The organism is Streptomyces sp. NBC_00316, from assembly GCF_036158715.1.
In the GTDB taxonomy this organism is placed as follows: Bacteria; Actinomycetota; Actinomycetes; order Streptomycetales; family Streptomycetaceae; genus Streptomyces.
On sequence record NZ_CP108023.1, the window covers coordinates 4263819 to 4287782 of the forward strand.

Annotated in this window: 22 protein-coding genes and 1 pseudogene; 7 read left to right on the forward strand and 16 right to left on the reverse strand. The window is 70.1% G+C overall.

The annotated features are described in order from the left end of the window. Window positions 1-43: 43 nt before the first annotated feature. The 10 genes from OG878_RS18980 to OG878_RS19025 form a co-directional block, all read right to left on the reverse strand. On the reverse strand, window positions 44-1564 hold the full coding sequence (locus OG878_RS18980; protein WP_328887889.1) for an MFS transporter: 1521 nt from the start codon (window positions 1562-1564) through the stop codon (window positions 44-46). Window positions 1565-1663: 99 nt separating this feature from the next. After that, the gene (locus OG878_RS18985) at window positions 1664-2272 is read right to left on the reverse strand and encodes a hypothetical protein (RefSeq protein WP_328887890.1); all 609 of its coding nucleotides are present in this window, start codon (window positions 2270-2272) and stop codon (window positions 1664-1666) included. A 118-nt stretch (window positions 2273-2390) separates the two neighbouring features. Further along, entirely contained in the window at window positions 2391-3581 is a 1191-nt protein-coding gene (locus tag OG878_RS18990; protein WP_328887891.1) for a MalY/PatB family protein, read from the reverse strand. 64 nt (window positions 3582-3645) lie between these two features. Continuing rightward, on the reverse strand, window positions 3646-4668 hold the full coding sequence (gene fbaA / locus OG878_RS18995; RefSeq protein ID WP_277327500.1) for a class II fructose-bisphosphate aldolase: 1023 nt from the start codon (window positions 4666-4668) through the stop codon (window positions 3646-3648). A gap of 224 nt (window positions 4669-4892) precedes the next feature. Next, complete coding sequence (gene pyrE, locus OG878_RS19000; RefSeq protein WP_328887892.1) at window positions 4893-5432, reverse strand: orotate phosphoribosyltransferase; 540 nt, start codon at window positions 5430-5432, stop codon at window positions 4893-4895. A gap of 36 nt (window positions 5433-5468) precedes the next feature. Next, window positions 5469-6269: an aldose epimerase family protein gene (locus OG878_RS19005; RefSeq protein ID WP_328887893.1), complete on the reverse strand. Its 801-nt coding sequence runs from the start codon at window positions 6267-6269 to the stop codon at window positions 5469-5471. Window positions 6270-6291: 22 nt separating this feature from the next. Continuing rightward, window positions 6292-7164 (reverse strand): SRPBCC domain-containing protein, encoded by an 873-nt coding sequence (locus OG878_RS19010; protein WP_328887894.1) that lies wholly within the window; start codon window positions 7162-7164, stop codon window positions 6292-6294. 97 nt (window positions 7165-7261) lie between these two features. Next, window positions 7262-8875, reverse strand: coding sequence for a polyamine aminopropyltransferase (locus OG878_RS19015; protein ID WP_328887895.1), 1614 nt, complete (start codon window positions 8873-8875; stop codon window positions 7262-7264). Between the two features lie 84 nt (window positions 8876-8959). Further along, window positions 8960-9481 carry a DUF2617 family protein gene (locus tag OG878_RS19020; protein ID WP_328887896.1) on the reverse strand — a complete coding sequence of 174 codons (522 nt, stop codon included), beginning with the start codon at window positions 9479-9481 and terminating at the stop codon, window positions 8960-8962. A gap of 294 nt (window positions 9482-9775) precedes the next feature. Beyond that, window positions 9776-10075 (reverse strand): hypothetical protein, encoded by a 300-nt coding sequence (locus OG878_RS19025; protein WP_328887897.1) that lies wholly within the window; start codon window positions 10073-10075, stop codon window positions 9776-9778. Between the two features lie 713 nt (window positions 10076-10788). Here OG878_RS19025 and OG878_RS19030 point away from each other — a divergent pair. The 4 genes and pseudogenes from OG878_RS19030 to OG878_RS19045 all read left to right on the forward strand — a co-directional run. Then, complete coding sequence (locus OG878_RS19030) at window positions 10789-12336, forward strand: FG-GAP repeat domain-containing protein (protein WP_328887898.1); 1548 nt, start codon at window positions 10789-10791, stop codon at window positions 12334-12336. A 374-nt stretch (window positions 12337-12710) separates the two neighbouring features. Beyond that, window positions 12711-13082: a VOC family protein gene (locus tag OG878_RS19035; RefSeq protein WP_328887899.1), complete on the forward strand. Its 372-nt coding sequence runs from the start codon at window positions 12711-12713 to the stop codon at window positions 13080-13082. A gap of 219 nt (window positions 13083-13301) precedes the next feature. After that, window positions 13302-14492 carry a pyridoxal phosphate-dependent aminotransferase gene (locus OG878_RS19040; RefSeq protein ID WP_328887900.1) on the forward strand — a complete coding sequence of 397 codons (1191 nt, stop codon included), beginning with the start codon at window positions 13302-13304 and terminating at the stop codon, window positions 14490-14492. Window positions 14493-14548: 56 nt separating this feature from the next. Beyond that, a pseudogene (locus OG878_RS19045) lies at window positions 14549-14746 on the forward strand (3-oxoacyl-[acyl-carrier-protein] synthase III C-terminal domain-containing protein); the annotation flags it as partial. A gap of 221 nt (window positions 14747-14967) precedes the next feature. Here OG878_RS19045 and OG878_RS19050 read toward each other — a convergent pair. Next, on the reverse strand, window positions 14968-15528 hold the full coding sequence (locus OG878_RS19050; RefSeq protein ID WP_277327461.1) for a YbjN domain-containing protein: 561 nt from the start codon (window positions 15526-15528) through the stop codon (window positions 14968-14970). A gap of 326 nt (window positions 15529-15854) precedes the next feature. Next, window positions 15855-18452: an ATP-dependent chaperone ClpB gene (gene clpB / locus OG878_RS19055; protein ID WP_328887901.1), complete on the reverse strand. Its 2598-nt coding sequence runs from the start codon at window positions 18450-18452 to the stop codon at window positions 15855-15857. Between the two features lie 233 nt (window positions 18453-18685). Between clpB and OG878_RS19060 the strand changes: the two genes are divergently transcribed. Continuing rightward, window positions 18686-19108 carry a pyridoxamine 5'-phosphate oxidase family protein gene (locus OG878_RS19060; RefSeq protein WP_328887902.1) on the forward strand — a complete coding sequence of 141 codons (423 nt, stop codon included), beginning with the start codon at window positions 18686-18688 and terminating at the stop codon, window positions 19106-19108. A gap of 92 nt (window positions 19109-19200) precedes the next feature. Here the strand turns inward: OG878_RS19060 and OG878_RS19065 are convergent, their stop codons facing one another. Both OG878_RS19065 and OG878_RS19070 read right to left on the reverse strand, forming a co-directional pair. After that, complete coding sequence (locus tag OG878_RS19065) at window positions 19201-19521, reverse strand: (2Fe-2S)-binding protein (RefSeq protein WP_277327458.1); 321 nt, start codon at window positions 19519-19521, stop codon at window positions 19201-19203. Continuing rightward, complete coding sequence (locus tag OG878_RS19070; RefSeq protein ID WP_328887903.1) at window positions 19518-19784, reverse strand: hypothetical protein; 267 nt, start codon at window positions 19782-19784, stop codon at window positions 19518-19520. The genes OG878_RS19065 and OG878_RS19070 overlap by 4 nt, the downstream gene beginning before the upstream one ends. A 101-nt stretch (window positions 19785-19885) precedes the next feature. Between OG878_RS19070 and OG878_RS19075 the strand changes: the two genes are divergently transcribed. Both OG878_RS19075 and OG878_RS19080 read left to right on the forward strand, forming a co-directional pair. Continuing rightward, a complete protein-coding gene (locus tag OG878_RS19075; RefSeq protein ID WP_328887904.1) occupies window positions 19886-20896 on the forward strand; it encodes a helix-turn-helix transcriptional regulator in 1011 nt (336 codons plus the stop codon). 173 nt (window positions 20897-21069) lie between these two features. Then, complete coding sequence (locus OG878_RS19080; protein ID WP_328887905.1) at window positions 21070-22080, forward strand: helix-turn-helix transcriptional regulator; 1011 nt, start codon at window positions 21070-21072, stop codon at window positions 22078-22080. A gap of 228 nt (window positions 22081-22308) precedes the next feature. On the opposite strand, the gene OG878_RS19085 is transcribed toward OG878_RS19080, so the two are convergent. Together OG878_RS19085 and dnaJ are read right to left on the reverse strand one after the other, a co-directional pair. Continuing rightward, window positions 22309-22755, reverse strand: a complete 447-nt coding sequence (locus OG878_RS19085) for a heat shock protein transcriptional repressor HspR (RefSeq protein ID WP_328887906.1) — start codon at window positions 22753-22755, stop codon at window positions 22309-22311. A 1-nt stretch (window position 22756) separates the two neighbouring features. Beyond that, entirely contained in the window at window positions 22757-23941 is a 1185-nt protein-coding gene (dnaJ, locus tag OG878_RS19090) for a molecular chaperone DnaJ (RefSeq protein WP_328887907.1), read from the reverse strand. Window positions 23942-23964 lie beyond the last annotated feature (23 nt).

Sequence of the window (23964 nt, forward strand, 5' to 3'; positions counted from 1 at the left end):
TAGCCGGGCCGCCGGAGAGGCGGACGAGGGCGGCCGGGCTCGGTCAGTCCCGGCCGCCCTGGTCCGCCTGCTCGTCCCGCACGGGCTCCAGGGGAGGTGCCACCACACAGCAGTGGACGGCGCACTCGGGGCGCGCCTCGTCCTTCCGGGCCTTCGGCGGATTCCGTACGGTCGCAAAGGCGATCAGCGAACCCAGCACCATCAGGCCGGCGCACATCGGCATGGCCCGCCGGAAGGTCGAGGCGAACTCACCGGCGTCCCGGTACGCCTCCGGCCCCATCCCGGAGAGCAGCGGCAGCGCGGCCACGGCGATCAGCCCGGCGGCGCGGGCGGCGGCGTTGTTGATCCCGCTGGCCAGTCCGGCGCGAGCGGTGTCGACGGAGGCGAGGACGGTCGCGGTCAGGGGCGCCACGAGGGTGACCAGGCCCAGACCGAGCACGACGACGGCGGGCAGCACATGCTGCACGTACCCGGAGACAGTGGCGTCGCCGGGTCCCACCCGCAGCATGAGCAGCATCCCGGTGGCGGCCAGCAGCGGCCCCACGGTGAGCGGGATCCGGGGCCCGATCCGCTGCCCCAGCTCACCCGAGGAGGCCGAGAACAGCAGCATCAGCACCGTGGTCGGCAGGAGGGCGGTCCCGGCGCCGAGAGCGGAGTACCCCGCCACCACCTGGAGCTGTATGGCGGAGAGGAAGAAGTAGCCACCGAGGCCCGCGTAGACACAGAGGGTGACGACATTGACCATGGTGAACTGACGGGACGCGAACACGGACGGCGGCAGCATGGGTTCCGCCCGCTTCCGCTCCACCTGCACGAACGCGACCGCGAGCAGCACGCCGCCCACGGCCGACCCGATCACCGCACCGGACGCGCCCTGCCCCGGTGCCTCGATCAGCGCGTACGTCACCAGCGCAAGGGCCAGCGCACCGAGCACCGCCCCCAGCACATCGAAGCGCCCGTGCGCGTCCGGGTCCCGCGACTCCGGCACGTGGCGCAGCGCCACCGGCACACAGATCAAGGCGACCGGCGCATTGATCAGAAACACCCACCGCCAGCCGGGCCCGTCGACGAGCCACCCCCCGACGAACGGCCCGACGGCTGCCCCGATCCCACCGAACCCGGACCACAGCCCGACCGCGCGGGCCCGGTCGTCCGGGTGGAAACTGGCCTGGATCAACGCCAGCGACCCGGGTGTGAGCAACGCCCCGCCCACGCCCTGGAGCGCACGGGCCCCGATGAGGACGGCGGCATTCGGCGCGATGCCGCACAGCAACGAGGCGCCGGCGAACCACAACACCCCCACGACGAACACCCGCCGCCGCCCGTACCGGTCCCCGAGCGCCCCGCCGAGAAGGATCAGCCCGGCGAGGGTCAGCATGTACGCGTTGACGGTCCACTGAAGAGCGGCGAGGTCGGTGCCGAGGTCCTTGCCGATACGGGGCAGGGCGACGTTGATGACGGTCGAGTCGAGCATGGCCATGGACGACCCGAGGACGGTGGTCAGGATGACCCAGCGCCCGGGTGCGGAGGCAGCACGGATCTCACCGGCCTGTGTCTCACCCATGCGAGCAGCATCGCCGCTACGGGGTGCCGCGGCCAGTCGGACTCCGCCGCCGGCGAGGACCGGGCGGCGGGCGCACACCCGCCAGTGTCCGGAGCCGTGTCAGCCGAGCGGCGAGGCGCGTCCCGGCCGGCATCCGTGCGGGACGCTGTTTCCGCTGATGTCGAAATCGCCGCACGTGAGAAACACATCGTTCAACTGGCCCAGCCCGTACGCGAGCCCGCCGACGATCACGACGACACCGATGACGGTCCTTCGCTGGTGCGAGGAGAGTTCCGACTCCCCGAACAGCAGGAGATGCAGGAGCAGCCACACCAGCAGCGGGGCGCCGATGATGCTGATGATGCCGCCCGCCAGGAAGAGCGCCTCGCCCTGCCAGTTGCCGCTGCGCGGCACGACGGCGGCGAGGACGAGCCACGCGCTGGGCAGGGCCAGACAGGCCCAGTACACCCAGCTGTGCCGCGGCCTGCGTTCACGCATCAGCACGGCGGTCAGCAGCACGGCGGTCGACACGGCCCAGAGGGTGAGCATCTGGTAGTAGAAGATGACGTTGTAGGCCCCGAGCGTGAACGCGGGTTCCCAGATCGCCAGCGCTCCGCCGCCGGCGATCACGGCCGTCTTCGGCACCACCTGCCCGATGACGACGCCACGGCCGTGGCGGGGTGCGGGACCCGTGCCTGCGCCCGCGGAGCGGGTCTCGTCGTCATCCATGGAAATCCATCTCCGAAATCGGACCATTTCCGCACAGATTACTCAGATCAATGCAGCCCGGTTCGTGTCAGGGGACGGCGACTTCTCCGCGTCCGGGGCGGAGGCCGGCGCGATCGTGTCACCGCACCGCCTGCACCGCCCGGATCAGCGCCTCGACCCCTGCCTCCACCTTGCTGCGCGGGCACCCCACGTTCAGCCGCAGGAACCCCTCGGCCCCGTACACCGCACCCGGCATGATCGCGACCTTCTCGCGCTCGATCAGCACCCGCTGCAGCGCCTCGTCGTCCACACCCAGCGGTCGCAGGTCGATCCATGCCAGGTAGCCGGCCTGCGGGGGCTGCCAGGACAGTTCGGGGAACGCCCCGTTCAGGCGTTCCGCGAGCAGGTCCAGATTCCCGGCCACATACTCCCGTACCGCGTCCAGCCACGGCGCGCCCTCCCGGTACGCGGCTATGTGGGCGGTCAGCGACAGCACGGCCGGGGAGGCCAGTCCCTCGGCCGTCTCCATGCGGCGCAGGAACTCCGTCCGGTCCGCCGGGTCACCGATGATGCCGTACGAGCCGGTCAGCGCCGGGAAGTTGAAGGCCTTCGACGCGGACGAGATCACCGCCCAGCGAGCATCGCCGGCCACCCTTGTCCAGGGCACGTGCCGGTGGCCGTCGTGCACGAAGTCCGCGTGGATCTCGTCGCTGACGACCGCGACCCCGTGGCGCGCGGCCAGAGCGGCCATGCCGGCGAGTTCCGGCTCCGTCCACACCAGGCCCGTCGGGTTGTGCGGCGAGCACAGCACCAGCACCTTCGCGTCGGGGCGGGCCAGTTCTCGTTCCAGCGCCCCGGCGTCCCCCAGCGGCACGCCCCGCAGCTCGCGGCCGAGTCCGGTGATCGCCTTGCGGAAGCCGTCGTACACGGGGGTGTGCACGACCACGCCCTCGCCCTCGGCCGTCCACATCTGGAGGAGCTGCGAGAACTGGCTGAGCACGGACGGGCCGTAGACCAGCCTCCCGGCGTCCAGCTCGGTGCCGTAGCGCGTCCTGTACCAGTGCGCGATCGCCGACCGGAAGTCGTCGTGCTGCCAGCTGGTGTAGCCCAGTACGCCGTGGTCGAGGCGGGCGCGCAGTGCGGTCAGGACCTCGGGGGCCGTCTCGAAGTCCATGTCGGAGATGGTGAACGGGAGCAGCCCGTCGACCCCGAACCGGTCGGCGACCCCGTCCCACTGGACACTCCAGGTGCCCCTGCGGTCGATGACGGTGTCGAAGTCATAGCGTGCGTTCGCCTGCACAGTCGGCTCCTCGTGCTCGTTCACGGACATGCCATGGGCCCGGCACCCCTCGAGGAGTGCCGGGCCCACGTCCGGCTCTGTTGCGTACCTACTGCTACTTCAGCTTCGTGCCGGTGGACCGCAGGTTGGCGCAGGCCTCCGTGACGCGCTTGGCCATGCCCGCCTCGGCGGACTTGCCCCAGCTGCGCGGGTCGTAGACCTTCTTGTTGCCGACCTCGCCGTCGACCTTCAGCACGCCGTCGTAGTTGCGGAACATGTGGTCCACGATCGGGCGGGTGAAGGCGTACTGGGTGTCGGTGTCGAGGTTCATCTTCACGACGCCGTTCTCCAGCGCGGTGGCGATCTCCTGCTCGGTGGAGCCGGAGCCGCCGTGGAAGACGAAGTCGAACGGCGACGCCTTGCCGTACTTCGCGGCGACGCCCTCCTGGAGGTCCTTCAGCAGCTCGGGACGGAGCACGACGTTGCCCGGCTTGTAGACGCCGTGCACGTTGCCGAAGGAGGCGGCCAGCAGGTAGCGGCCCTTCTCGCCCAGGCCGAGCGCCTCGGCGGTGCGCAGCGCGTCGTCGACGGTCGTGTACAGCTCGTCGTTGATCTCGTGCGTGACGCCGTCCTCCTCGCCACCGGTCGGGGTAATCTCGACCTCGAGGATGATCTTGGCGGCGGCGGCCTTGGCCAGCAGCTCCTGCCCGATGGCCAGGTTGTCGGCGAGGGTCTCGGCCGAACCGTCCCACATGTGCGACTGGAACAGCGGGTTCAGACCCTTGGCGACGCGCTCGGCGGAGATGTCGAGCAGCGGACGTACGTAACCGTCCAGCTTGTCCTTGGGGCAGTGGTCGGTGTGCAGCGCGACCGTGATGTCGTACTTGGCGGCGACGATGTGCGCGAACTCGGCGAGGGCAACGGCGCCCGTGACCATGTCCTTGTTGTACTGGCCGCCCAGGAACTCCGCCCCACCGGTGGAGATCTGGACGATGCCGTCGCTCTCCGCCTCCGCGAAGCCGCGCAGTGCAGCGTGCAGGGTCTGGGTCGACGTCACATTGATGGCCGGGTAGGCGAACTTGCCTGCCTTCGCCCGGTCGAGCATCTCGGCGTAGACCTCGGGGGTTGCGATGGGCATCTGTCCGCTCCTTGGGATGTGCGGTGTGCGTTGCTGGTTCCCTGACCTGGGGGCGACGTCATCGTCGCCCCCATCTTCCCAGACTCTCGCTCCGGCTCCACCCGGCGTACTCCCCCAATGCGCGGGCCGGTCCGCGCAGGACATACGACAAGGGCGGACGGTTTCACGTGAAACCGTCCGCCCTCGAAGAACATCGCAGGTCAGACCCGTGACCTGGCCGATGATCAGGCCAGGTCGAGGTCCGCCACCGTGTAGGCGTGGACGTACGGGAGGCCTGCCTCGGCGATGGCGGGAGCGGCGCCCCGCTCCACGATCGTTGCGACGGCGACGACCTCGCCACCGGCCTCGCGCACCGCCTCGACGGCCGTCAGGGGCGAACCGCCGGTCGTCGAGGTGTCCTCGACGACCAGGCAGCGGCGGCCCTTCACGTCCGTGCCCTCGATCCGGCGCTGCATGCCGTGCGCCTTCTGCGCCTTGCGGACGACGAACGCGTCCAGGGTCCGGCCACGCGCGGCGGAGGCGTGCAGCATCGACGTGGCCACCGGGTCGGCGCCCAGCGTCAGCCCGCCCACGCAGTCGTAGTCCAGCTCGGCGGTCGCATCGAGCATGACCTGACCGACCAGCGGAGCGGCCGTGCCGTCCAGGGTGATGCGGCGCAGGTCGATGTACCAGTCGGCTTCCAGCCCCGAGGAGAGGGTCACCTTGCCGTGCACCACGGCCTTGTCCTTGATCTGCTGGAGCAGCTCAGCGTGTACGTCAGTCATGGCAACGAGCTTAGGGGGTGTCCGCCCCGCCCCTGCTCAGAGCCTGTGCCAGCTCCAGGTCGTCGTGATCTCCAGCGGGTCGATCGGCGTCACGTACCGCGGCATGGTGTTCAGTCCGTTCGGCGGGCCCGACTGCGGCTCCACGCAGACCGCCTCGGCCTGCTCGTCGTAGACGACGACCCACTCGTCCCGGCTCTTCACCTTCAGCTCCAGCTGCTCCGGCCAGGTGAGCGTCACATCGACCCCGTCCGGCATCCCGAAGCAGTCGTCCCACGGGCCGGGCATGGCCGGGATCCGGCGGCCGGTCGGCAGATGGTTCTCGCCCCGTTCCTCCTGCCAGGCGGCATCGAAGGCGATCTGTACGTCGTCGCCGCCGGTTCCCAGGTTCCGCAGGAACCACGGGTGCCAGCCGGCCTGCGCCGGGAACGAGTCCCCGTACGTCTCGATGCCGAACGCGAGCGTCAGCGCATCCTCGGTCAGTTCGAAGGTCTGGGTCACCCGGCCCGGATACGGCCACGGCTCGACGAGGTCGTAGTAGAACGCCGCATCCGTCCCGCCGGCCTTGGCGGTGCGCCACGCCGTGTTGCGGCCGGTGCCGTGGATGGCGTGCGGCGGGGAGTCCACGGGCAGCTGATGCGGCACATCGCCGTTGCGGAACAGGCCGTTCCCGGTCCGTCCGCACCACGGCACCATCGGGAAGCAGCCGTACCTCTCCCCTTGCCGCAGCAGCTCGATGCCATCGATCCGAAGGCTGCTGATCCGGCAGCCGTTGGCGGGGTTCACGGTCAACTCGGCGTCGCCGGCGGACAGCCGGACGCTCTTCTCACTCCTGCTCACATGACGACACTACTGGCCGCCCCTACCTCCGGCGCCGCAGCGCCCGGCTCACCACGACCGCGGAGGCGAGGGCGAGGGCGGCCGCGGGGGCCACCCAGCGCAGGGTGGCGCCCGTGGTGGTCGAGTCGGGCGACGGCACGGGGGCGTACCGCCCACGCGGCGGCGCGTGGTCGACCTCCTCGGCGCTGCGCCCGATCATGGTCCGCCGGGCGTGCGCGGCCTCGGCGGGCGGTCCGTCGGGAACGGTGAACTCCATGTCCGCGGCCGCGTCGAGCGACGGCGGGGGGACAGGAGCGTCGAAGACCGAACCGGTGCCGGGGGGTGTGCCGGAGTCGTCGTCACCGGTGGGCTCGGCCACCGGTGACGCTCCCGCACCCGTCTCGTCCGCCTGTTCCGCGGCTTCCTCGATCGCCTGCTCCACGGCAGCCTCGGTGGCCTCGTCCACGGCCGCTCCGTGCGTCGCCAGTGATTCAGTCACCAGTTGCTGCGCAAAGCGGTCCAGCAGCCGGTGGGCCGCCGCCAGCATCGCCTCGGGTTCCAGCTCCACGATGCGGCCCTCGCCGCCCGCCGTGCCGGTGAACCCGATCGTCGTACCCCCGTCCGTCTCCGTCAGGCGGATCGTCAGGGCGAGCTTCGCCGAGCCGCTGCCGCGCGCCTCCACGCCGTCGCCCTCGACGGAGATCCCGGCCCCGTCCGGCAGCGGGGCCGGTGTCAGCGTGCCGCGGTACGTGATGGTGTGGCCGCCGATCCGGACCTTGAGCCGGCCGGACAGGGGTCCTGCGGACGCGTCTGCGTCCCGTTGGAGGCCCGGCACACAGCGCGCGACCCTGGCGGAATCGCCCAGCGTCCGCTGAAGGGACGGGACCGGAACCGGAACGAACACCTCATGCTCCATGGAAACCGAGCCTACTCAGGCCCGGCCGCCCCGTCAGCGCTTCCGCGCCGGGAAGCGGTACGGCGTGCCTGCCGCGCCCAGGACCTTCCCCGTCCCCTCACGGCTCCTCCCAGTACCGCGGATGCACCAGCGTCGACGGCGCCTGCCCCGGCAGCCGCCCGCGCTCCGCGTCCCGGGCCGCGACCGCCAGTACCGCTTCCGTGAGGGAGCGCAGCTCCGGTGCCCGTGCGGGCAGGCCGAGCGCCGGTGCTCGCGGACCCGGGCGGGCGAGGACGAAACCCCAGCCGTCCGGGGCCTTCGCGCGGTCGTTCGCCCGGTCCTTCGCGCGGTCCGGCCCCGCCGCGGAACCGGTGGGGCGGCCGCCGATGCAGTACGGGCGGGTGCTCAGGCCCGCCGCCCGCATGGAGGCCTCGACCGTCCAGAACGTACGCGGCCGGGCGCCCGGCGGACCCCCGTGCACCACCAGACGGCCCCCCGGCGCAAGCACCTCGGCGATCAGCCCGTAGAACTCCGCGGAGTACAGCTTCGTGCTCGCGGTGCTGCCGGGGTCGGGCAGGTCGGAGATCACCACGTCGAAGCCGCCGTGCCCCGACCGCAGCCAGGCGAACGCGTCCGCCGTCACGGCCGTCAGCCGGGGGTCGCGGTACGCGTGCGCGTTCAGCGCGGAGAGCGCGGGGTCCGTGCGGGCCAGTCGGGTGACACCGGGGTCGATCTCGACGACCGTGACGCTCCGTACGTCCGGGTAGCGCAGCACCTCGCGGGCGGCCAGGCCGTCGCCGCCGCCCAGGATCAGCACCCGTGCGTGGCGCCCGTACATCGCGGGGTGCACCAGCGCCTCGTGGTACCGGTACTCGTCATGGGCGCTGACCCGCAGCCGCCCGTCCAGATAGAGGTCGAGCGAGCCGCGGCCCGCCCCGGTGAGGACGACCTCCTGCACCTCGGTCCGCAGGGCGACCCGCACCCCGTCCCCGTACACCGCCCGCCGCGCCGCCCGTTCGAAGTCGTCGACCAGGAACGTGGCGGTGGCCAGCAGGACGATCACCGACACGTTGACGAGGATCAGCAGCCGCCGCGAACGAGGGGTGAGGTCCCTGCGGAAGACCCACAGGACCAGCGCCCCGCCCGCCGCCGCGTTGCCCAAGCCGGTGAGCAGCGCCCCGGTGAGCTCGCCGAGGAACGGCAGCAGCAGGAACGGGAACGCCAGTCCGCCGACCAGCGCCCCCACGTAGTCGGCGGCGAACAGATCGGCGACCGCCCCGCCCGCGTCCTGCCGGTCGACGCGCTGGATCAGTGTCATCAGCAGCGGGATCTCCGCCCCGATGAGAGTGCCTATCGCGAGCGAGAACCCGACCAGCGCACACCGGGACTCGCCGATCCAGGCGAACGACGCGTACAGCGCGAGCGCGGAGGAACCGCCGATCAGCGCGAGCCCCGCCTCGATCAGCCCGAATCCCACCGCGGCACGACGGCGCAGACGTTTCGCAAGCAGCGAGCCGATGCCCATCGCGAAGACCATCACGGACAGCACGACGGAGGCCTGGGTGACCGAATCACCGATCAAGTAGGAGGCGAGCGCGACCATTTCGAGCTCGTACACGAGTCCGCAGGCGGCACAGACGAAAACGGCGGCCAGCACGAGGAACCGACCGGTCCGCGGTCGCACGGGGATTCGCGCCGCGCCCCCTCGCAGCGACACCTGCTGGTCGATCATGGTGGGAACGCTACGTCACGAATACATCGCCGTTTGTCACCCGCAAGGGTGTAAGTGCCGCGTACACAAGGGAGTTGGGGCGTGTCAGTGAGCCACCGCCGGCATCCGCACCCCCACCCGGGTGCGGGTCACCACCAGCTGCCCCTCCTGCGGATACGCATGCCAGGTGCGCCACCGCACCTGGTCCTCCGTCCGCTGCGCGAGCATGGCGGTGAATGCGTGCGGGCTGCCGGGGAACGTCCCGGCGAGACCCTGCGGATGGTCTGTCACCAGCGCGAGGAGCTCCTGCGCACGCCCCGCGAAGGAGCCCTCGGAGAGCGTTTCGACGCGTGCCGCGAATTCGTAGTCCCACTCCCCGAGCCGTTTGGCGACTCCGAGCGGCAGCGGTGTGCTGCTGCCGGGCATGCAGGCCACCGTCTCGGAACAGCTGCCGCCGTCCTCTTCGAGAAGTACCTGATGGGAGGCACCGAGCAGACGCAGTTGCAGTTGGGCACCACCGAGCCGGAGGTCGAGCACGGCGAGGGCGGGGAGCGGTTCGCGCCCCAGCGCCCAGGCCAGGTCGGCAGCACGGGTGTCGGAATAGGCCGTCTGGAGGGTCCTGAGCATGGGTCGGCTCCGCAAAACACACATGGACGCATGGACAGGGGACGCCCCGGGCCATGCACGTGGGAGGTGGGGGCGCCCGATCAGGTCCAACTGGGGTCCGAGGGCTGAATGTTCTCTCCAACGAGGGAATCACGAAGTGCGCCGGTCCGCCGCGGTTTTACCCAACTTGACGTAGTTTCCATCCCCCCGGGGGCCCTACGGTTCACCTGTTCAACGGCGACGCGCTGTGCGGCCCAACAAAAAGGTGCCCGGCGGGAGTTCACCCGCCGGGCACCGCGGACCAGCTGCCCCGTGTCAGCTGCCTCCGCCGCATCCGCCCCCGCCGCCGCACGACGAACCGCCGCCGCACGAGGATCCGCCACCGCACGAGTGGCCACCGGAGTGACCGCCGGAGTGACTGCTGCCACCGCAGGACGAGCCGCTGTCGCCGCCCCCGCCCGCCCACCAGCTGCCACCGGCGGCCGCGCCGCTGCCCGCGCCGCGCCGCCCGGCCCGCCGCCGGGAAGCCGGCCTGCTGCCGTTCGCCGTCCGCACCAGCACGACGACGAAGGCGACCACCATGATCGCGACCACTGCCCCGAAGAGAACCCCCACCGACCTCACGTCCTTCCGTCCCCCGAAGCGGACCCCCGCTCCATGTTCCTGACGCCAGCCGCCGATCCCGGCGTGAAGGGGGGATGCCCCGGGGCCCGCGGAGCCAAAGCAGACTTGAGCAACTTCAGAGGGTTCTATCGGGGAAACGGCCCCTGACCTGCACGTAAGCGCAGGTCAGGGGTAGCCCGGGGCTCACTGAGTCGGGTTCCCGCGAAAAGTCCTTCAGTTTCCGTGAACTCGCGGGGCTCTAGGGGGTTGAGGAAAATCCATGTCAGATCGTGCGCTAAGGGTCTGTCGGCCCTGGTAGGCGGCCAACAGAGCGTCGGCCGCCGGAGGAGTCCGAAGTCATCCCGCAGATAACACCCCATATCTGGACCCGTCCCACACGGAGGAGCTGGCCCGGGACCGCTGGTTCGACTAGCGGTCTTTCTTCCCCTTGGCCGGGGCCTGGACGGGCGCCTTCTGGGCGAGAGTTGGGGTGTGTGCGTTCCGGGACGCACACACCCCTAGCATGTGCCTCCTTGTTATTCATTGGGGGGAGCATGTCCATTTCTTCACGCAGGCGTCCGTACGCCACGCGCGGCCGTCTCATCGCGGCCTGCACGGGCCTGGCAGCCATGGCCGGCATGCTGTTGTCGCAACCGGCAGTTGCCGAAACGGTTCCGCCGAATCCGCCCAAGGCCTTGCCCCGGGCGGATTTCACGGGAGACGGCTTGGGCGAGGTCATGTATCGCCCGTTCACCGGCCCGCTCCAGGTGACAAATCCGGCGATCAGTTCGATGGCGTTCGAGTTCCACCTCTGGGAGGACCGTCCGGGAGAGGTCCCCTCCTTCAAGGACTATGTCCCGGTCGGCGACCAGGACGGCAATGGTGCTCCAGAGCTCCTCATGCTTTCGGCCGACGGGACGCTCAGCATGGTGCGAACCCAGCCGGACGAGAACTCGGCCTACCTGGCGAGCATGACCCGTGTGGGGTCCGGCTGGCAGATCTACAACAAGGTGCTGTCGCCGGGCGACCTCACCGGTGACTCCCGGGCGGATGTTCTGGCCCGGACTCCGGGCGGCGATGTGTACTTCTACGCCTCCACCGGAGACAAGGCCGCACCGTTCGGGCGACGCATCAAGATCGCCAGTGGCTGGCAGATCTACGACCAGCTGGTCGGTGTCATCGACAACGACGGCGACGGTGTCGGCGATGTCGTCACCCGTACGCCCTCGGGGCAGCTCTTTTTCCACTCCGGAATCGCGGGTGTGACCCCAGCGTTCAAGCCGCCCGTCGAGCTCGGTTCCGGTTGGGGTGTGTACAACCAGATCGCCGGTGGCGACGACATGGACGGTGACGGCAACGGCGACCTCGCGGCCAGGACGGTCGACGGGGCGCTCTACATCTACAAGGGGCTCGGCCAGGGCCGTTTTGCGCAGCGGACGCGGGCCGTGTGGCACAGCGGTTGGCAGGAGGGAGATGTGGTCGTCGGTGCCGGCGGGATTCCCGCCTACGGCAAGTCCCGCATTCAGGCTCTCGGCACCGACGGCAGGCTCTACACATACCAGTCTCTCGGCAACGGCTTGCTGGCTCCGCGCCGTCAGGCGCCTTCGCCCCACGATTGCAACGTCTCTTATGGCGTCGGCACGAGGATGATCACCCTCGCCTCGGCCACCGCCCTCGACAACCGCCCCCAGATGCTCGCGGTGTGCAACAACGGCTGGCTGACCGGCGGATCCGATGGCCAGTGGAGCATCGGCGGGGGGTGGGGTATCTACAACACACTGGTCGGCCCCGGAGACCTCACCGGCGATGGTAAGGGCGACCTGCTCGCACGGGACACGTCCGGCTATCTCTACCTCTACCGAAGCATCAGCGACCAGCTCCCCTCGTCCGTACCGTCCTTCGCCTCCCGGGTCAAGGTCGGCGGGGGCTGGGGCGTCTACGACCGGATCGTCGGCGCGGGGGACTACACCGGTGACGGGCGGGCCGACATCGTCGCCCGCACTCCGGCGGGAGATTTGTACCTGTACGCCGGGACGGGCAGCACCTCCGCTCCGTTCAGGTCCCGCCTCAAGGTGGGCCACGGCTGGCAGATCTACAGCAAGCTCGCAGCGATCGGGGACGTGGACGGTGACGGCAGAGGCGACCTCCTCGCAGCCGACCGCAGCGGCCACCTCTACCGTTACTCCTCGACCGGTGCCGCCACGGGGTCAGGGGCCTTCCGCGCCCGAGCCCTGATCGGCGGCGGCTGGAACATTTACCGCGAACTCAACTGAGGCTGCGGGCACCTGCGTTGAGTGGAGGCTGGTCCGGGAAATCCGGTCCACCCACCGCCAGGGGCGCGGCCATCCCCACCAGCCCCAGCGCGAAGAAGTCCTGCAGAGGGTTGCGTATCTGACGGCAACGACGGCGCACGTGCACCCGCGTTCGACAACGTCAGCGATCAACCAGAACGAGTGGAACGTTCCCACCCGGCTGCCTGCCCGATCCTACGGATCACAAGGTTGCAGGTTCGAATCCTGCCGAGTGCACACCAGACCAGAGGCCCCGTGGAGGAATCCACGGGGCCTCTGGCTTTTGCCTTGACGGCAGTGTTTGACGACAACCGCCTCCGGTCTGTCCACGCCCTCGAAGGGGAACACTGTCCGACATGCCTATCTCGCTGCATCACATCGTCATCGACGCCCACGACCTGCCCGCCCTGGCCCGGTTCTGGGCTGAGGTGCTGCGCTGGCGGATCCTGTCCGAGCGGGAGCGGGAGGTCGTGATCGGGCCGGACGACACGGCACCGGTGGGAATCTGCTTCATGCCGGTGACCGACCGCAAGGTCGTCAAGAACCGCCTGCACCTCGATCTGACATCCGCGGCGGAAGACCGGGAGGCCGAGATCGAGCGAATCCTCGCACTCGGCGCTCGCAGAGCGGACGTCGGACAGACCGGCGACGAGTCGTGGACCGTGCTGGCCGATCCGGAGGGGAACGAATTCTGCGTAGTCCGCCCGAAGGAGACCCTCATCGGTTAGTCCTGGGAGTCGACGGCACGCCTGAGAGGCTGCACATCGTCCACTCCACCCGCGGGCCGGGCCGTCTGTGGGCCGTCCGAGGGCGGTCAACGCCGACAGACAACGACAGCTACCGACCCCTCTCGCCCTGCTCAGCGACGGTCCTGTGGGTACCGCCACAGGTGCAAATCCCCGAAGGTAAGTTGAGCAACTCCACAGCTTCGGCACAGGATGGCGGGCATGACACAGGGACGACCGCTGCTCAACCGCCGCCTCGCCGAGTTCGGCACGACGATCTTCGCGGAGATGTCGGCGCTGGCCGTACGGACCGGCTCCATCAACCTCGGCCAGGGCTTCCCCGACACCGACGGGCCGGAGGAGGTCCGGGAGGCCGCGGTCCGCGCGCTGCGCGCCGGGCACGGCAACCAGTACCCGCCCGGCCCGGGCGTACCCGAACTGCGCACCGCGATCGCCGCGCATCAGCAGCGGCGGTACGCGCTCACGTACGACCCCGACTCCGAGGTGCTCGTCACGGCGGGCGCCACCGAGGCCATCGCCGCCACCCTCCTCGCCCTCGTGGAGCCCGGCGACGAGGTCATCGCCCTCGAGCCGTACTACGACTCGTACGCCGCCTGCATCGCCATGGCGGGCGGCGCCCGCGTCCCGGTCACCCTGCGCCCCGACACGGACAGCGGTACGTACCGGCTCGACCTCGACGAGCTGCGCGCCGCCGTCACGCCCCGCACCCGGCTGATCCTGCTCAACACCCCGCACAACCCCACCGGCACCGTCCTGACCCGCGAGGAGCTGGCGGCGATCGCCGAACTCGCCTGCGAGCGGGACCTGCTCGTCGTCACCGACGAGGTGTACGAGCATCTGGTCTTCGAGGGCGACCACCTGCCGATCGCCGGCTTCCCCGGGATGCGCGAGCGGACAGTGACCATCGGCTCGGCCGGCAAGACGTTCTCGTTCACCGGGTGGAAGGTCGGCTGGGTGACGGCGAGCGCCGAGCTGGTGACGGCGGTCCGCTCGGCCAAGCAGTTCCTGACGTACGTCTCCGCGGGCCCGTTCCAGTACGCGGTCGCCGAGGCGCTCGCTCTGCCCGACAGCTACTTCGAGGGGCTGCGCGCGGATCTGCGGACCAAGCGGGATCTGCTGAGCGCCGGGCTGGCCGAGGCCGGCTTCGAGGTCTACCGGCCGGCCGGAACGTACTTCGTCACCACCGACATCCGCCCGCTCGGCGGCGAGACCGACGGCTTCGCCTTCTGCCGCGCACTACCCGAGCGGTGCGGGGTCGTGGCCATCCCCAACGCGGTCTTCTACGACGACCGGGAGGCCGGCCGCAGCAAGGTCCGATTCGCCTTCTGCAAACGCGAGAGCGTTCTGCAGGAAGCCGTGTCGCGCCTGAAGGAGCTCAAAGCCCGCCGATGACCACGGTGTTCGCGCCCGTGCGGGCGCGAACACCGTGTGCACGGCCCGCACCGGCGCTCGCGCGCAAGATCGGCGCCGTGAACGCCGTCGTGGCCCGCGATGGGGTGGAGTCGGGCAACACGTCCGCCGCAAGCATCCCGCTCGCGCTGTCCAAGCTGATCGAGCGAGGCGAGGTCAAGAGCGGCTCACCCGTCCTGCTCTTCGGATTCGGCGGCGGTCTGTCCTACGCCGGACTGGTCATCCGCTGCCCGTAGCCGGCGCCGCGTCACTTCCGGGTCCTGCGACCTCGAACTTTCATGGCGGCTCGCCGGTTCGCCCGGCGGGCCGTCCCCCGTGTACCGGAAGGCCGGCCGCACGCCAAAAAGCCCGGCCCGACGGCGGTCGTGGTGACCACCGTCCCGGCCGGGCTTTCGCCCGCCTGATCGGCGCATCCGCGGACGCTCTCGCCGCAGTCGCGCCGGTCAGACGCCCTGCATCAGGCGCTCGGCGCCGCGTCGCCCTCGCCGTCCGACTTCCGTTCGGCCGGCTCCAGGCCCAGACGCTCCAGCAGCCACCTGTCGAACTCGATCGAGGCCCGCACCCAGCTGACCGTCGACGAGACGAAGTGCTCCAGGCTGACGCCCGTACCGATGAGCATCTGCGCCTCACCGATCAGACGGACCGAGGCCTCGGTCTCCCCGCTGCCCTCCTCGGCCTCGTGGGTGTGCGTGTAGACCTTGGGCCACAGGGTGCGGCGGTTCCAGTCGTCGATCGCGTCGAGGAGGACCGGGCGCTGGTCCATGGCGTGGGGGCGGTCGTAGAACGTACGGACCGAGAAGACCTGCTGCTCGTCCTCGCCACGGAACATGAAGTACGTGCGGAACTCTTCCCACGGCGCCGCGAGGTCGCCCTCGTCGTCGACGACGTACTTCAGCTCCATCTGCTCGAGGAGCTGCTTGACGAGGTCCTGGTCAGGGACGACGGGGCCCTCCGGTCCTGCCGCCTGCGGTTCGGGCTGGCCCCCGAAATTCGGAATCGAGGACGGGTCGATGCTCACCGTGAATTTCCCTTCGTACGGTTGCCGCCATCCTCTCCCATGGCAGGCAGGGGATGGCAACCCCCAACCGGGCAGATCAGCTACCGGCTGACATGATTCGGCCCGTCGGCGGGTATCCGGGGAGCCGGCCGGAAGCGCGTGCCGGGGACGGAACACCCGACCGGGGCACCATCCGTCCGCCGGCAGCCGTCCCGGCGCCGCCCGCGCTCCACGTCACCCGGCGCCCGGGTGGGCACGTGGACGCGGACTCCGCCCTCGTGCCCGTCGGCCCCGCGCGGGGCCGAGGCGGCGGCCGGGACCCACCCGGGCCTCGGCCGCCCGGCCCGTCACCTGACGGCCCCCACGATCAGACCGGCGTCCTCGCCGTCCCCGAACGTGTCCACCCGCACGGTGTCCCCGTCCGCGACCTCGCCCGCGAGGATCTCCTTCGCGAGCCGGTCGCCGATCGCCGTCTGGATCAGGCGGCGCAGCGGCCGCGCCCCGTACGCCGGGTCGTTGCCTTCCTTCGCCAGCCAGGCCAGCGCGGCCGGGGTGACGTCGAGGATGAGCTGCCGGTCGGCCAGCCGCTTGGCGAGCCGGTCGATCTGGAGCGCCGCGATGTGCGCGAGCTCGTCGCCGGAGAGTGCGGAGAAGACCACCAGGTCGTCGAGCCGGTTGAGGAACTCCGGCTTGAAGGAGGCGCGTACGACCTCCAGCACCTGCTGCTTCTTCTCCTCCGGCTTGGTCAGCGGGTCCATCAGGAACTGACTGCCGAGGTTCGACGTCAGGATCAGGATGGTGTTGCGGAAGTCCACCGTCCGGCCCTGGCCGTCGGTCAGCCGCCCGTCGTCGAGCACCTGGAGCAGGATGTCGAAGACCTCCGGGTGGGCCTTCTCCACCTCGTCGAGCAGGACGACGCTGTACGGGCGGCGGCGGACCGCCTCCGTGAGCTGGCCGCCCTCCTCGTACCCCACATAGCCGGGGGGCGCGCCGACCAGCCGGGCGACGCTGTGCTTCTCGCTGTACTCGCTCATGTCGATGCGGACCATGGCCCGTTCGTCGTCGAACAGGAAGTCGGCGAGTGCCTTCGCCAGCTCGGTCTTGCCGACACCGGTCGGACCGAGGAAGAGGAACGATCCGGTGGGCCGGTCCGGGTCGGCGATACCGGCCCTGGTGCGGCGCACCGCGTCCGACACCGCGCGGACGGCCTCGGTCTGGCCGATCAGCCGCCGGCCCAGCTCCTCCTCCATGCGCAGCAGCTTCTGGGTCTCGCCCTCCAGCAGCCGTCCGGCCGGGATGCCGGTCCAGGCACCGACGACGTCGGCGATGTCGTCCGGGCCGACCTCGTCCTTGACCATGGTGTCCTTGGCGGCCTCCTGCTCGGCCTCGTCCGCCTCCGCCAGCTCCCGCTCCAGGCCGGGAATCTCTCCGTACAGCAGCTTGGACGCGGTGTCGAAGTCGCCGTCGCGCTGGGCGCGTTCGGCCTGCCCGCGCAGGTCGTCGAGGCGTTCCTTCAGCTCACCGACGCGGTTGAGGCCCTGCTTCTCCTTCTCCCAGCGGGCGGTGAGACCTCGCAGCTCCTCCTCCTTGTCGGCGAGGTCGCGGCGGAGCTTCTCCAGACGCTGGACGGAACCGGCGTCGGTCTCGTTCTTCAGCGCCAGCTCCTCCATGCGGAGGCGGTCGACGGCGCGCTGCAGTTCGTCGATCTCGACGGGCGAGGAGTCGATCTCCATGCGCAGCCGGGACGCCGCCTCGTCGACCAGGTCGATCGCCTTGTCGGGGAGGAAGCGGGAGGTGATGTAGCGGTCGGACAGGGTCGCGGCGGCGACCAGTGCGGAGTCCGCGATCTGCACCTTGTGGTGCGCCTCGTACCGTCCCTTGAGCCCGCGGAGGATCGCGATGGTGTCCTCGACGGACGGTTCGGCGACCAGGACCTGCTGGAAGCGGCGCTCCAGGGCGGGGTCCTTCTCGATCCGCTCGCGGTACTCGTCGAGCGTGGTCGCGCCGACCATCCGCAGCTCTCCACGGGCCAGCATGGGCTTGAGCATGTTGCCGGCGTCCATGGCGGAGTCGCCGCCGGCGCCGGCGCCCACGACGGTGTGCAGCTCGTCGATGAACGTGATGATCTGCCCGTCGCTCTCCTTGATCTCGGAGAGGACGCTCTTCAGCCGTTCCTCGAACTCGCCGCGGTACTTGGCCCCCGCGACCATCGCTCCGAGGTCCAGCGAGACCAGCCGCTTGTTGCGCAGGCTCTCCGGCACGTCGCCCTTGACGATGCGCTGGGCGAGACCTTCGACGACGGCGGTCTTGCCGACGCCGGGCTCACCGATGAGCACGGGGTTGTTCTTCGTCCGCCGCGACAGGACCTGCACGACGCGCCGGATCTCCTGGTCACGTCCGATGACGGGGTCGAGCTTGCCGTCCCTGGCGGCAGCCGTGAAGTCGGTGCCGAACTTCTCCAGGGCCTTGTACTGACCCTCCGGGTCGGGTGTGGTCACCCGGCGCCCTCCCCTGCTCTTCTCGAATGCGTCCAGCAGCTTCTTGGCGTTGGCCCCCTGCCGGGTCAGGATCTCACCGGCGCGGCCGCCCACGGCGGCGATGGCGATCAGCAGGTGCTCGGTGGAGAGGTAGTCGTCGCCGAGTTCCTTCGCGCGCTGAGCGGCGTCGGAGATGACCGCGAGCAGCTCACGGTTGGGCTGCGGCGGGGCGACGGTCGCGCCGGTGACGCTGGGCAGCGACGCGAGCAGCCGGTCGGTCTCGGCCCGCACGGCGACCTGGTCGGCGTCGACGGCGGCCAGCAGGTCGGTGATGTTCTCGTTGTCCTCGCCCTCCAGGAGAGCGAGCAGAAGATGCCCCGGGGTCAGATCGGCGTGCCCGTCCTTCACGGCCTTGTTGGTGGCCGCGTTGATGGCGTCCCGGCTCTTGTTGGTCAGCTCGGCGTCCACGTCTGCGCTCTCCTCCTTGCGGTGGCTGGTCCGTCCACGGTGTTCACGGCAATGACTCAGTCAACTTCCACAAAGTTGAGTCTATTCCACTCAAGTCGAGACTCCCACGGAATTCTCCGGCAGAAACCGCCGACGGACGGCAGCCGACACGGAATCCCGCCCATGTTCCGAGTGAACCGGCCGCAGAACCCCTCCGCCACCGCAGAGCGGGCGGGGCTGCCTACCCTTTGCCCATGGCCGTAGACGTACGCAACCCCAGCCCCGAGTACCTCGCCTTCTGGCGCGAGTACCACGTGTGCACCCTGACCACCCTGCGCCCCGACGGCACCCCGCACGTGGTGCCGGTCGGCGTGACGTACGACCCCGAGGCGGGGCTCGCGCGCATCATCACCAACAAGAGCAGCAGAAAGGTCGCCCACGTCCTGGCCGCCGGCCCGGGCGGGGCACGGGTGGCGGTCTGCCAGGTGGACCGGGGCCGCTGGGCGACGCTGGAGGGCCTCGCGACGGTCCGCACGGAGCCGGACGTGGTCGCCGACGCGGTACGCCGCTACGCGGAACGCTACGAACGCACCCCGGCGCCCAATCCGGACCGGGTCGTCATCGAGATCGCCCTCGACCGGGCGCTGGGCCGGGGCGCACCGGTCCGCACGGCCTGACCCGGGCAGCACAGCGGCGCCACCGCGTTCAGGTCACGGTGGCGCCGCTGTGTGGGGGAGTGTCTGAGCGACATGGAACGACGGGGGATCGCTCAGGCACTGCGGGGGGTGGCGGTGATGGTTTCGGGTTCGATCAGCTGGTGGTCCCGCTGATCGAGATTGACGAAGATCATTCCGTACCGGATGGCACACCGGACGGGGCGCGGCGCCCCCCGTGGACGACGGAGACACCGGTAGGCGCGGACCTCGTCGTCGTCCTCGAGGACGACGACGATGGGCTCTCCGAGCAGGGTGACCATCAACGAATCGCCATGGCGGGGGAGGGCCGTGAGCAGATCGATGAAGTGCCACCCTGAGCGGTAGGCCGAGGCCATTTCGCGTCGGAAGACCCGGTCGTCCGGCGGGATGGTCATGCGCCGGCGTCGGCCGGCGCGGACCAGCTGATCTCACCGGGCGCGTCGGCCGGCGCGGACCAGCTGATCTCACCGGGAGTGTCAGCCGGCGCGGACCAGCTGATCTCACCGGGTGCGCCATCGGCCTCAACGCTCCAGCTGATCTCACCGGGCGGGCCTGCCGCCTCAGCGCTCCAACTGATCTCATCGCTGGCCAGCGCGCCATAGCCCAGGGCCACGACGAATGTGGCGGCAAGCGCCGAGCGAAGCATTCGCTTGTACATAGTCGGCTTCGTCCTCACTTGTGGATTCCTCTCCCCCGCACCAAAGACGATGTCTCACCTGGGCACACAAACACCACCGGGTAGATGCATCATGTTCCTGCATGTTCAGGAACCTGGGGGGTGGAGATATGGCGACAATCGATACAAAGCAGGCACATCCTCACGGGATCACCGAACTATGCGAAGTGGGAAGGCACCTCTACGCCAGTGCGCTGCGCTCCGGGCGCATATTGCGCTCCGAGGTCGCCCCGGCGCCCTGCCTGATGGACTTCGCTCTCCTCCACCCCGACCCCGACGACCCCGCCTGGCTCCGCCCGGTTCCCCCGTCCGCCGCGCTGGCACAACGCCTGCATCCCCTGGAACGTGAAATCCAGGAACGCAGACGGCGCTCCGTCGAGCTGACCGATTCGTTCGAGCCGTTCATGGACATCAGCGCCCAGGATTCGCCGATCACCCATGCCATCACGGTGCTCGAGGGAAGCAATCGGATCAACGCAGCGCTCGATCTCGCCACCGCGGAGTGCCGCGTCGAGGTCCTCACCGTCCAGCCGGGGGGCGACCGGGGCGAGGACCGCCTCAGAGAAGGGCTGGAACGAGGCCTGTCGGTGGTCGACCGCGGCGTCGGCATGCGCACCCTCTATCAGCACACCGTCCGGCACAGCCAGGGCACACTCGCCTACGCGGAGCGCATGGCCGAGGGCAAGGTGGAGATCCGCACACTCGAGGAACTCATCGAGCGCCTGATCGTGTTCGACCGGACCGTCGCGTTCATTCCGGCCCAGAACGACGACCAGATCGCGCTGGAACTGCGCCATCCCGGGCTGGTCGACTACCTGGTCAAGGTCTTCGAGCAACTCTGGAACCGCGCCTCCCCGCTCCTCGAGGAGCTTCACTACAACCCGGCCCCCAAAGGCATCAGTGGTGTTCAGCGCTCCATCGCCCAACTCCTCGTCGAGGGCCATGTCGACGAGGCGATCGCCCGTCGCCTCGGCATGAACGTCCGTACCTGCCGTGCGCACGTCGCCAAGCTGTCCGCCATCCTCGGCAGCAACAGCCGCGCCCAGCTCGGCTACCTGATAGCCCGGTCAGGACTCCTGGAACAGGACCACTGACGCTCTCCGCCCTCCTCCCAGGCCGGTGCGACGGTGGCCGCGACAAGGGGGAAAGCGGCCACGCCCCCTTTGCGCGGGGGGAGTTCGCCACCCAGCGGGGACAACACTCCCCCTGTGGTTAGGCTTCCCACCACCGTCATCTTGCTGCAGTGCACAAAAGTAGGGGATCCCGAATGGGTCGAGACGAGGAGCAACCCGGGCATTCGCACGGCGCACTTGAACTGTGCGACTCCGGGATCCGGCTCTACACCGAGGCGCTCCGCAAGGGCAGGATCGCCCGCGCCGACCTCGCGCCCGCCCCGTGCCTCATCGACATGGCGCTGGTCCACCCCGACCCCCGGGACGGCGCCTGGATGCGCCCCGTGCCCCCGTCCGCGGCCCTGGCGCATCTGCTGCAGCCCGTCACCCGCGAGATCCACGAACGGATACGGCTCACCACGGCCCTTGCGGACTCACTGGCCCCCCTGACGTCGGTCGCCAGCGAGGACCCCAACCTCGCCATCACCGTCATCGAGGGAAAGCCGCTGATCAACACGGCCGTCATGGATGCCACCCACCTGGCGAGGGACGAGATCCTGACGGCACAGCCAGGTGGCACCCGTCCCCTCAAAACGATGCAACAGGCCCTGCGCACCGTGCAGCCGGCCATCAGCAGCGGAGCCCGGCTGCGCCATCTCTACCAGCACCCGGCCCGCTACAGCCCCCACCTCAAGCACTATCTGGCCCAGGTCCCCGCGGACCGCCTCCAGGTCCGGACCATCGAGCAGACCATCGAACGGCTGCTCATCTTCGACCGAGCGGTCGCCTTCATCCCCGCCACCCCCGAGCGCGACGTCGCCCTGGAGATCCGCCACCCGGCCCTGGTCCGCTATCTGGTCCAGGTGTACGAGGCGCTGTGGGCCCAGGCCATCCCCATCGAGGAGAACCTGCACCAGGCCTCCCCCGGCGCCCCCGCCACCGCCGTGCAGCTCAGCATCGCGCGGCTCCTCGTCGAGGGTCACGTCGACGACACCGTCGCCCGCAAGCTCGGCATCAGCATCCGCACCTGCCGGTCCCACATCGCCAAGCTCATGCAGACGCTCCACGCGTCCAGCCGGACCCACCTCGGTGCGCTCATCATCCAGTCGGGCCTCGTCGACCAGGACGAATCGACACCACGCGGGCGCACACCCGTCGGCTCCTGAGCCGGCCCGGGAGTGAGGGACGAGATCCCGTCGACCACGCCGGCCGGGCGGGATCCCGTGGCTCCGGACGTCGGCGGAGTATCGCCGCGGTGATCTCGTGCCCTGCGCCGGCGCTCTCGTTCCCGCGGCCCGCGGCCCGCGAGAGAAGGAACCTCCCGCACAACGGAGGCCCGCCACCCGTTTCCGGGTGACGGGCCTCAGCCGTTCATCCAAGCGCCGCAAACGCGCTTATTCCCTGGGCTTCTTCGGCCGCCAGACCACCAACGCGCTGGTCTGCTGCACGTCCTGATACGGCACCAGATCGCGCCGGTACGACGCATGCACCTGCGCCTCGCGCTGCTGCATCGCCGCCGCCGCGCCGTCCAGCGCCGAGGAGAGCTCGGCGACGCGCTGCTGGAGCGCGGCCACCTGGTTCTCCAGTTCGATGATGCGCTTGATGCCCGCCAGGTTGATGCCCTCGTCCTGCGACAGCTGCTGCACGGTGCGCAGCAGCTCGATGTCGCGGGCCGAGTAGCGGCGGCCGCGGCCGGCCGTGCGGTCCGGGGAGACCAGGCCGAGGCGGTCGTACTGGCGCAGTGTCTGCGGATGCAGGCCCGAGAGCTGGGCCGCGATCGAGATCACGTACACCGGCGAGTCATCGGTCAGTTCGTACGGATTGCGTCGACGGCCGTCCACCTCAAGCTCCCTTCGCAGCCTGGAACAGCTCCGCCCGCGGGTCCTCCCCCGCGGTCGCCTTCCGGTAGGCCTCCAGCGCGTCCTGCGCCTCGGGTCCCAGGTCCTTCGGCACCGCCACCTCGACGGTGACCAGCAGGTCGCCCCGGGTGCCGTCCTTGCGCACCGCGCCCTTGCCCCGGGCGCGCATCGTGCGCCCGTTCGGGGTGCCGGCCGGTAGCTTCAGGGTGACCGGGGGTCCGCCGAGCGTGGGGACCTTCACCTCGCCGCCGAGTGCCGCCTCCACGAAGGTGACGGGCACGGTGACCGTGAGGTTGTCGTCCCTGCGTCCGAAGACCGGGTGGGCGTCGACGTGGACGACGACGTACAGATCGCCGGCCGGGCCGCCTCGCTCGCCCGGGGCACCCTTGCCGCGCAGCCGGATCCGCTGACCGTTGGAGACGCCCGCCGGAATCCTGACCTGCATGGTGCGCGAGGAACGCGCCCGCCCGCTGCCCTTGCAGACATCGCACGGGTCCTGGGCGATGAGGCCCCGGCCCTTGCAGTCCACGCAGGGATCGGTGAGAGAGAACCCGCCGCCGCTGCCGCGCGACACCTGTCCGGTGCCGACGCAGGTCGGGCAGACCCTCGGGGTGCCGTTCTTGTCGCCGGTGCCCGAACACGCCTTGCAGGGCGCCTGGCTGGACATCCGCAGCGGGACCGTGGCCCCGTCGACCGCCTCGGTGAAGCTGAGCGTCACCTCGGACTCGATGTCCTGGCCGCGGCGCGGCTGCACGCGGGTGCCCGCGCCGCCGCCCCGGTTGAACAGGCCGCCGAAGACGTCGCCGAGACCGCCGCCGCCGAAACCACCGGGACCGCCGGCGCCGCCGCCCTGGGTGCCGCCGAAGAGGTCGCCCAGGTCGAAGTTGAAGTTGCCTCCCGCGCCACCGGGACCGGCCCTGAAGCCGCCGTTGCCGAAGAGGGCGCGCGCCTCGTCGTACTCCTTGCGCTTCTTGGAGTCGCCGAGGATGTCATTGGCCTCGGAGATCTCCTTGAAGCGCTCCTCCGCCTTGTCGTCGCCCTTGTTGGCGTCCGGGTGGAACTCCCGGGCGAGCTTGCGGTACGCCTTCTTGATCTCGGCGTCGGTGGCGTCCTTGGGGACGCCGAGGACCTTGTAGTAGTCCTTCTCGACGAAGTCCTTCGTGCTCATCGACGTCCCTCCTTCCGGACGAT